The sequence below is a fragment of the Novosphingobium sp. ST904 genome (assembly GCF_001298105.1).
Taxonomy (GTDB): domain Bacteria; phylum Pseudomonadota; class Alphaproteobacteria; order Sphingomonadales; family Sphingomonadaceae; genus Novosphingobium.
In genome coordinates, this window is record NZ_LGJH01000112.1 from 22,051 (window position 1) to 29,738 (window position 7,688).

Consider the following 7,688-nt stretch of genomic DNA (forward strand, 5'->3'; position numbering starts at 1 on the left):
GAAGGAAGCGCCCTTTACCGCCACCCGCGTACCTTCAGGCGGACCTTCCCTGAGTTCGACAAGACCGTCGGCGTGGCGACCGGTGCGAACGGCCTGCCGATGAACCCGCGTGTTGCCATCGATGACCATGACACTGGCTCCATCGGCATCGTAGCGAACGGCACTTTCGGGCAGCGTGGCCACGCGGACGGCCGCACGAACGTCGCCTTGGCAAAGCCGCCCTGCCGCAGTTCGCTGTCCACCGGCAATGCGATACGGGCTATGACAAGGCCCGTGGTCGTGTCCACTCGCTCGCCGATCAGGCGTACGGTGCCCTGGAGCGTTCGGCCGGAGGCAAGGATGACCCGAGCCGGGTCGCCGACGTGTATTTCCGTTGTCGAGGCTTCCGGCAGCTCCGCGTAAAGCTCCATCAGGTTGTCCCGCGCCATTATGAAAAGCGCGGTTCCCGTGCTCGACGTGTCGCCGGGCCGGGCCGTGCGCTCAAGGACAAGACCGGCGGATGGCGCCCGGACGATAAGGTGCGCCTGACGGACCAGCAGGTCATTGAGTTGTGCCTGCGTCGCGGCCCGCGCGGCCCCGCTGTTGCGTGCCGCGAACTTCCGCGACGCTATCGCCTCGTTCGACAATACGCCCTGATTTTCAAGCCCATCGACCCGTGAAGCTTCCTGTCTTGCCTGCTCGAAGGCAACCTGCTGCTGAGCGAGCGTAGCGCGCAGTTGTGCGATCTGGGAAACGAGCAGGCTGTCGTCCAGTACGGCCAGCGTCTGTCCCTTCCGAACCAGCGCGCCTTCCTCGACCAGGACCCTTGAAATCCGATATCCGGCGAGATCGGCTACCACAGCCGTCTCTTCGCGCGGCACAAGACGACCTGAAGCGGACAGACCGCCGTTCATCTCGCGCATCGATACACTTGCAGCGGTCACCACCTGCGGCGGCAAGGACTGGCGAGTGGGCGCCTCGCCCTTGCACCCTGCCAGCAACGTCACTGCCAGCAGCGGCGCAAGAGCAACCAGAACCGGCATCTTCGAAGTCATCATCATTGCGCTCCCTGCGCCTCGATTATTCGCGCCTCTGCCGGCATGTCGGCGACCGGCTCCCATCCTCCCCCCATCGCGCGGACGGCAGCGACCGTGCCTGTAAGGAGCGCCAGCCTTCCGGCATCGCGCGCTGCGCGCGCGGCGAGCCAGGTCTGTTCGCTCTGCAACAGGGTCGTGAGGTCGGTGAGGCCGTTCCGATAGCCGCGCGCGGCACTGTCATATGCCGAGCGCGAGCGGCGTTCCGCAGTCTCCAGATCGCCCATCCTCTGGCGATTTGCCGCCAGCCTGACCAGCGCGTTCTCCGTCTCGCCGAAGGCGTTCTGAACCGTCTGCTCGTAGCTGACGACGGCGGAATTGCCCCGAGCCTCGGTAACCCGCAATTGCGCCATCAAACGTGTGCGATCCAGCAGAGGGACCGCGAGACCGGCCGCCAGGGACCACAGCCCGGTGCCCCCGCCTGCCCCGCCGGTCGCTGCCGTCAGTCCAATGCCCGGGTCTATCGTGAAGCGCGGGAACAGCGCGAGCCGGTCGATCCGAACCCCCAGCGCCGCCGATTGCACCGCAAGACCTGCAGCAAGGACATCCGGCCGCCGGGCAAGCAATATCCCCGGCGTGGCCGCCGGCAACACCGGCGGCGCAGCAAGGCTTGCCTCGATCGTGAGGCTGTCTGTGGCGGCGTCCGGCGTTCCGGTGAGGATGAGCAGCGATCGCTTTGCCGCCTGAAGCTCCGCTTCAAGGCGCGGAACTTCTGCGCGTGCTGAAGCCAGATCGCTTTCGAGGCGGTCCGCATCCTGCCCCGACGTCAGCCCGCGTCCCAGACCAATACGGGCGGATTGCGCCAGCCGTTCGGCGATTTCGAGCCGCTCACGCGCAGTGGCGAGATCGATTGCCGCACTTCGCGCATCGAACAGCGACGAAGCGACATCTGCCGCCAGCGCCAGTCTGGCCGCATGGAAATCGAGGCTGGAGGACGCGTACTCAACGTCTGCCTGTTCGCGCGTGGCGGCAAGGCGGCCGAAGAGATCGACTTCCCAACTGGGATAGAATGTCGCCTGCAGAGTGTCGGCCCCGCCTGCATTGACCCCATGGCCCCACAGCCTGCGAGTTCCCGTCTCGGTTGCCGTGGTCGCAAGATTACCGCTTGGAAGAGTACCCGCCCGCGTGACGGACCGGGTGGCGCGCGCTTCGGCGAGGCGGGAGGCTGCAAGCCGCGCCGTGGTGCTGCGGGCCAAAGCCGTCTCGACGAGATCGTTCAACTGCGGATCGGCAAACGCCGACCACCAACGGTCGAGCGGAAATTCCTGCAACGATGCCGCGGCCGTCGCCCCGCCCGCGAACGCGGCAGGCACGGCGAGGTCGGGTCTCTGCAATTGAACCGAAGGCGCACAGGCGGACAGCACAGCCCCTGCGGTCACGAATGCCCCGATACCGACAAACCTCAGGCCCATGGACGTGCCTTGCTCGCGATTCCCGTTTTTCCGGATACGGCGGTACCAAGCGGCGATTAAATATACAATGGTGTTTCTTTAATGTTTGATACCGGATCGCGAAAACGGTTAAGTGCCTGCCAGGAGGCAGACATTCGATGACATCGCAGTCCAAGAGCGAACCGCGCGCAAAGGGGCGTCCAAGTCTGGAAGAGGCCGCCGCCATCGATCGGGCCATTCTGGACGCCGCGATCGCCGAATTGATCGAGCGCGGCGAGGCTGCCTCGCTAAACGCGGTGGCACAGGCCGCCGGATTGAGCCGCAAGACGGTTTACGCGCGCTATTCGAGCAAGAATCATCTGTTCGGAGAGGCGGTCCGGGAGGTTCTGCGCGGGGCTGCGCCGATCAGGTTCGACAGGACCGGCACTCTGGAGGACCGCATCGCCAAATATGTGGTCGCGGTGCTCGATCTCCTTGAGCGCCCTGCCGCCAGGGCATTCCAGAAAGCGCTGTCCATGCACCCGGACGCGCTTGCCGAATTGCGCGGCGAACTGACTCAGGCTTCGCAGTCCATGTTCCTGGAACCGGCCCGGATTCTCCTCCAGGAAGCGCAGCAGATCGGCGAAATCGCCGAAGATGCGGACTGCAACCAGGCGGCGCAATTCGTTGTGTCGATCGTGGTGTTCAATCACCAGTTTCAGGTCGTGCCCGAAGGCGCCCGGGAGTCCGCCTTATCCTTCGCATCGGGGATCGCCCGGCTGATCGTGCGCGGCCTCGCCCCGCGCTGACGCCCTTCACTGCAGACCCGCGCGAGATCCATGCCGGAACCGCGCTGCGCCATGCCGATAAGGCCGGCTCGCTCCAACCGTGCTCGGGCGCGCCCCCCCATCCTTGTGCGAACCATTGCCGGTAACCGGCCTCGATTGAGGGATCAGGGGCTGTCCTACCGCAACACCACTCCGAAATCTCGGTGTTAACCCCGATAGATCGCTTCCGGCGCCTCAGTCACCTTGCACACATGCGGCATGAGGACTGTCGGTGCCTGTAATCGACATCGAGCATGCAAAACCGCCTTCCGTGCTCCTGCGGGTTTAACCGAGTTTTGTGGAAAAGGGACGAACCATGAGGATAGCTTATCAGCAAATCACGCGTCGCCTAGCAGTTCGCAGTGCAGTGGCAGTCATGCTGGCCCTGACCGTTCCGGCCCCGGTTCTTGCAAGATCATCGGCATCGGATATCGAGGCGAAATCGCGAGCCGCCCTGCAAGAACTCTATGCCTCCAATCCCAAGGCGGCGGCCGTCGGCAAGCGCGCCAAGGGCATCATGATCTTTCCCCACATCATCAAGGGCGGGCTGGTGATTGCGGGAGCATCCGGCGACGGCGTGCTGCTCAAGAACGGCAAGGCCACGAAATTCTTCAATATTTCAAGCGCCTCAGTAGGATTCCAGATCGGCGCTCAGGGATTTGGCTATGCCCTGTTCATCATGAGCGACCAGAAACTGGCTGAGGTCTCGGACGGCACGAACTGGGATGCCGGCTCGGATACCGGCATCGCCCTTATCGACAAGGGTGCAGCGGCTTCGCTCGATACGGCCAGCCTGAACAAGGCGATCTACGCCTTCGTCTTCAGCCAGGAGGGATTGATGGCGGGCGTCAGCCTCAGGGGCAGCAGGATCAAGGAAATCCACCCGAAATGAGGGAATATATGCCTTCTTGCTAAAGGCCATGCCTGGCAGCGCAGGACGGGGCCCATCGAAGCGGCGTGTCGATGGGCCGGTAGTTGCGGCTGCGACAGCGCCCTGATCGTCAAGGTAGCATGCCCGGGCAGCGCGGTGCCGATCGTGCCGAGGCTCACTGCCTGCATACCGGGCAGGCTCGCGGCCATCTTGAGCACATCGGCTGGGTCCATCGGCGCGTGTCATAAGTGCGACATTGCGGCAATCCCCGAGAGCGATGTTGGCGATGCCCGCTTTCTCAAGGGCATCGCCTGTGTCAGAGCGTGCTGCACGAACCCCTGGGAACCCGGTGCACGAGGCGCGTATTCTGGCCGCGCGCAGCGATGGTCAGCGGCAGCGAAACCGGATCGCACATCAAGGGTTCTTGCCTGGTGTAGCTGAGCCAAGAGGGGAGGATGCAGGGGGTGGATCAGTCAGCAAGTTGGGACAGGCATGACATGCTGCGGGAGCGCTTTGAGCAGATAGCGCTCTATCGCTGGTGGCGGCGCTCCGTCGTTGGCCGGGTCGATCACGAAGCGGTGATGGCCCGCATAACCGAAGATAGCGGGTGGTCCCCGCGATATGCATTCATGGTGATGATGTCGGCGGGCATCGCCGTGCTCGGCCTGCTGCTGTCGTCTCCGGCGGTGGTGATCGGCGCAATGCTGATTTCTCCGCTGATGAGCCCGATCCTCGGGCTTGGCTTCAGCCTTGTTCTCTTCGATTTCGCCGAGATGCGCCGCTCGCTGACGGCATTGGCGGTGGGTGCCGTCACCGCAGTGGTCTTTACGGCGCTGATCGTCGCGATCTCTCCGCTGCAGGCGCCGACCAGCGAGATCATCGCCCGTACCCGCCCCAACCTGTTCGATCTTGCCGTGGCCCTGTTCGCGGCGCTGGCCGGGACTTTCGCCATCATCCGCGGCCGCGGGGACACCATAGTCGGCGTTGCCATCGCCACCGCGCTGATGCCGCCGCTGGCGGTCGTGGGCTACGGGCTCGCCACCTGGAACATGCCGGTGCTGGGCGGGGCCTTCGCGCTGTTCGTAACGAACTTCGTGACCATCGCGCTTTCCGCCACGGTGATGGCGCGTTTCTACGGCTTCGGGCATCACCTCAGCAGCAGCAAAGCTGGACGCAGACGTTCGTGCTGCTGTTCGTCTTCGTCGCCATGGCCATTCCGCTGGGCATCTCGCTCAAGCAGATCGCAGGAGAGGCGGTGACCCTGAACCAGACCCGCTCCTTCCTGTCCGAGCGCTTCGGCGCCGATGCCCGCGTGGCCCAGCTCGACATGGACTTCGATGCCGACCCGGTGGTGGTGCGGGCCGTCGTCATCACCCCGCGCGACAGGATGCAGCGTACTGCCGCGCTCCAGAGCGACCTGACGGCAAAGCTGGGACGGCCGCTGAGGCTGCGGCTAGACCAGGTGCTGCTGGAAGCAGCGCCGGCCCGATCGAAGCACAGCGCGAAGAGATGCGCCAGGCAGGCGACGCCGCCGCGATCGAGACCCAGCGGATCACCGGACTATCCCAGATGCTGGCCCTCACCGCAGGCATCGCACCTGACAGCGTGACCGTCGACCGCGATCATCACCGCGCCATGGCGATTGCCGAGCCCCTGCCCGGCGCTTCGCTCGCCACTTACCGTACGCTTGAACGCCGCGCCGCCGCGCAGGCGGACGGGTGGGACGTGGTGCTCACCCCGCCGCGCATAGCCTACCCGCCGATCGGATTCACCGGAACCGACGACACGCTGGACGCCCCGGCGCGGGAAGGCGTGCTGGTCACCGCATGGGCCGCGCGGCGCTGGAACGTGCGCAGGCTCGGTGTTCCGGGCCTGCCGGCGGATATCCCGGAACACCCCTCGCTCATCCAACGCAGAGCTATCGCCATTGCCGCTCTGCTGCGGGAAAACGGCATCGAACCTGTCACCGCCACAGCCGCCGGAAGCCGGTTCGCCCTGCGGAACGTAGAGGAGGCCGACGACGAGCCTTGATCGCCACTGTGACAGGTTCCGCCGTCAAACGACTACTTTGGCACAAGCATCATTCCGATGGTTTTGCCAAAGCTGAACAGCGGCCGGCAGCGTCAAGGCATCAATCCGGCAGCGCGCAAGGCATCCTCGATCACCTTGCGCACGGCGCCCTGTTTGTAGTTTGCCGGATGCGGGAGTGGCGCGGGGTAGATGGGGACCGCGCCAGTACTGCCGGCTTTGCTCAAGGAACGAGACCGCGCCAGATCCCGGCTTTCAGATAAGGTTGGCCCTGCCGCAGGTGCGAATATGCCCCGCGTCCTGTCGTCGGCAAGTCCCCAAAACATGCAAATTCGGTCCGTTGAGGAAATGCCCGCCTCCAACATAAAAGCACCGCTCTTCCCGCATCCGTTTTCACCTGAAGTATCCAGAGGCGTGCCATGTGCCATTCCGGCTATCGAGTACGCCTCCATCACCTCCCGCCCATCGGCGTCGCACCAGACGCGCCTTTGGTGCCCACCGATGTTCTCAATGCGATCGGGGTGCGGGCCGACCTCGTGAAGCGCTCCCCATTGGCTGAGGATGGCATCTGCATTGCACGCGCTGACGGTGGCATCGGCGCTGCCTTGCCAGACCGAAACCGAGGGCCAGGGTCCGTTGCATTCAGAGGCACCGCGAGCGAGCGAGGCGAGTTTCCCCGTTTCCGGAATGGCATGGCCGCGCATTCGGTCGAAAGCCTGGGGAACCGATGCAGCGCAGCCGTAGGCCAGCCCGGCAATGATGGCTCCGCCGGCAAATACCTCGGGATAGGTCGCGAGCATCACCGCTGCCATGGCGCCCCCCGCCGACAGACCTGTGACGAACACCCGGCCGGTGTCGATCGGATGATCGCTTTCGAAGGCCTGGATCATCTGGCGGATCGAGAGTGCCTCGCCGCAATTGCGACGGCTGTCTCCGGGAGAGAACCAGTTGAAGCAGAGGTTGGGATTATTCTGCCGCTGCTGTTCGGGGAACAGGAGCGCAAATCCATAACGATCCGCCATTTCCGACCAGCCGGACCCGATGTCGTACCCTGCTGCGGACTGGGTACATCCATGAAGGACGACGACGAGCGGTGCCTGCGCCGGAAGATTTTCGGGAATGTAGGTGTAGGCCCGAAGATCGCCCGGGTTCGAGCCAAAATCCTCCTTGGGCCTGAGCCGCCCCCTGCTTTCCGAAGGCACTTGGGACAGCGCATGTTCTCGAAAGGCGCTGAGCCGGGCGATCGTATCGGAAATATTGCGCATCGCAGAATTCCTTGTGCAAGTGGAGAGAACGTGGACGGAGCAAAACCCATCCTTGATTTGCTGCACTGCACAATACGTGGATCGAGATGATGGGATTGCAATCCGGCTGCGCCGCTCCGACGACCAACTTTCGGAAAAATCCGATTGATCCAGATTAGGTCGTAGACTCATAAGCGCGGAGCCACAGCCGCACAGAGGCGAGTTGGACCATGGCGAGGAAGTTGGCGGCGAGCTTATCGTAGCGAGTGGCGACG

General features: G+C 64.1%; 5 protein-coding genes and 2 pseudogenes. 3 read left to right on the forward strand and 4 right to left on the reverse strand.

Features of this window, described 5'->3' with window-relative positions; all coding sequences use genetic code 11:
* Positions 1-14 precede the first annotated feature (14 nt).
* Entirely contained in the window at positions 15-1,037 is a 1,023-nt protein-coding gene (locus ADT71_RS04565) for an efflux RND transporter periplasmic adaptor subunit (RefSeq protein ID WP_231635584.1), read from the reverse strand.
* Entirely contained in the window at positions 1,037-2,485 is a 1,449-nt protein-coding gene (locus ADT71_RS04570; RefSeq protein ID WP_054435514.1) for an efflux transporter outer membrane subunit, read from the reverse strand. Before ADT71_RS04570 ends, ADT71_RS04565 begins: the two co-directional genes overlap by 1 nt.
* A 137-nt stretch (positions 2,486-2,622) precedes the next feature.
* On the opposite strand from ADT71_RS04570, the gene ADT71_RS04575 reads away from it, so the two are divergent.
* The 3 genes and pseudogenes from ADT71_RS04575 (at position 2,623) to ADT71_RS35435 (ending at position 6,172) form a co-directional block, all read left to right on the forward strand.
* The gene (locus ADT71_RS04575; RefSeq protein WP_054435515.1) at positions 2,623-3,252 is read left to right on the forward strand and encodes a TetR/AcrR family transcriptional regulator; all 630 of its coding nucleotides are present in this window, start codon (positions 2,623-2,625) and stop codon (positions 3,250-3,252) included.
* A 394-nt stretch (positions 3,253-3,646) separates the two neighbouring features.
* Positions 3,647-4,162, forward strand: a complete 516-nt coding sequence (locus ADT71_RS04580) for a YSC84-related protein (protein WP_165913366.1) — start codon at positions 3,647-3,649, stop codon at positions 4,160-4,162.
* Between the two features lie 476 nt (positions 4,163-4,638).
* A pseudogene (locus tag ADT71_RS35435) lies at positions 4,639-6,172 on the forward strand (DUF389 domain-containing protein).
* Between the two features lie 92 nt (positions 6,173-6,264).
* Here the strand turns inward: ADT71_RS35435 and ADT71_RS04590 are convergent.
* On the reverse strand, positions 6,265-7,500 hold the full coding sequence (locus ADT71_RS04590) for a PHB depolymerase family esterase (RefSeq protein ID WP_369818165.1): 1,236 nt from the start codon (positions 7,498-7,500) through the stop codon (positions 6,265-6,267).
* A gap of 88 nt (positions 7,501-7,588) precedes the next feature.
* Positions 7,589-7,688 (reverse strand): annotated as a pseudogene (locus tag ADT71_RS04595) (IS5/IS1182 family transposase); the annotation flags it as partial.

Coding starts and splice junctions, on each gene's coding strand:
- ADT71_RS04575 (WP_054435515.1), top strand. CDS start 2,623: ATGACATCGCAGTCCAAGAGCGAACCGCGCGCAAAGGGGCGTCCAAGT.
- ADT71_RS04580 (WP_165913366.1), top strand. CDS start 3,647: ATGCTGGCCCTGACCGTTCCGGCCCCGGTTCTTGCAAGATCATCGGCA.
- ADT71_RS04565 (WP_231635584.1), bottom strand. CDS start 1,037: ATGATGACTTCGAAGATGCCGGTTCTGGTTGCTCTTGCGCCGCTGCTG.
- ADT71_RS04570 (WP_054435514.1), bottom strand. CDS start 2,485: ATGGGCCTGAGGTTTGTCGGTATCGGGGCATTCGTGACCGCAGGGGCT.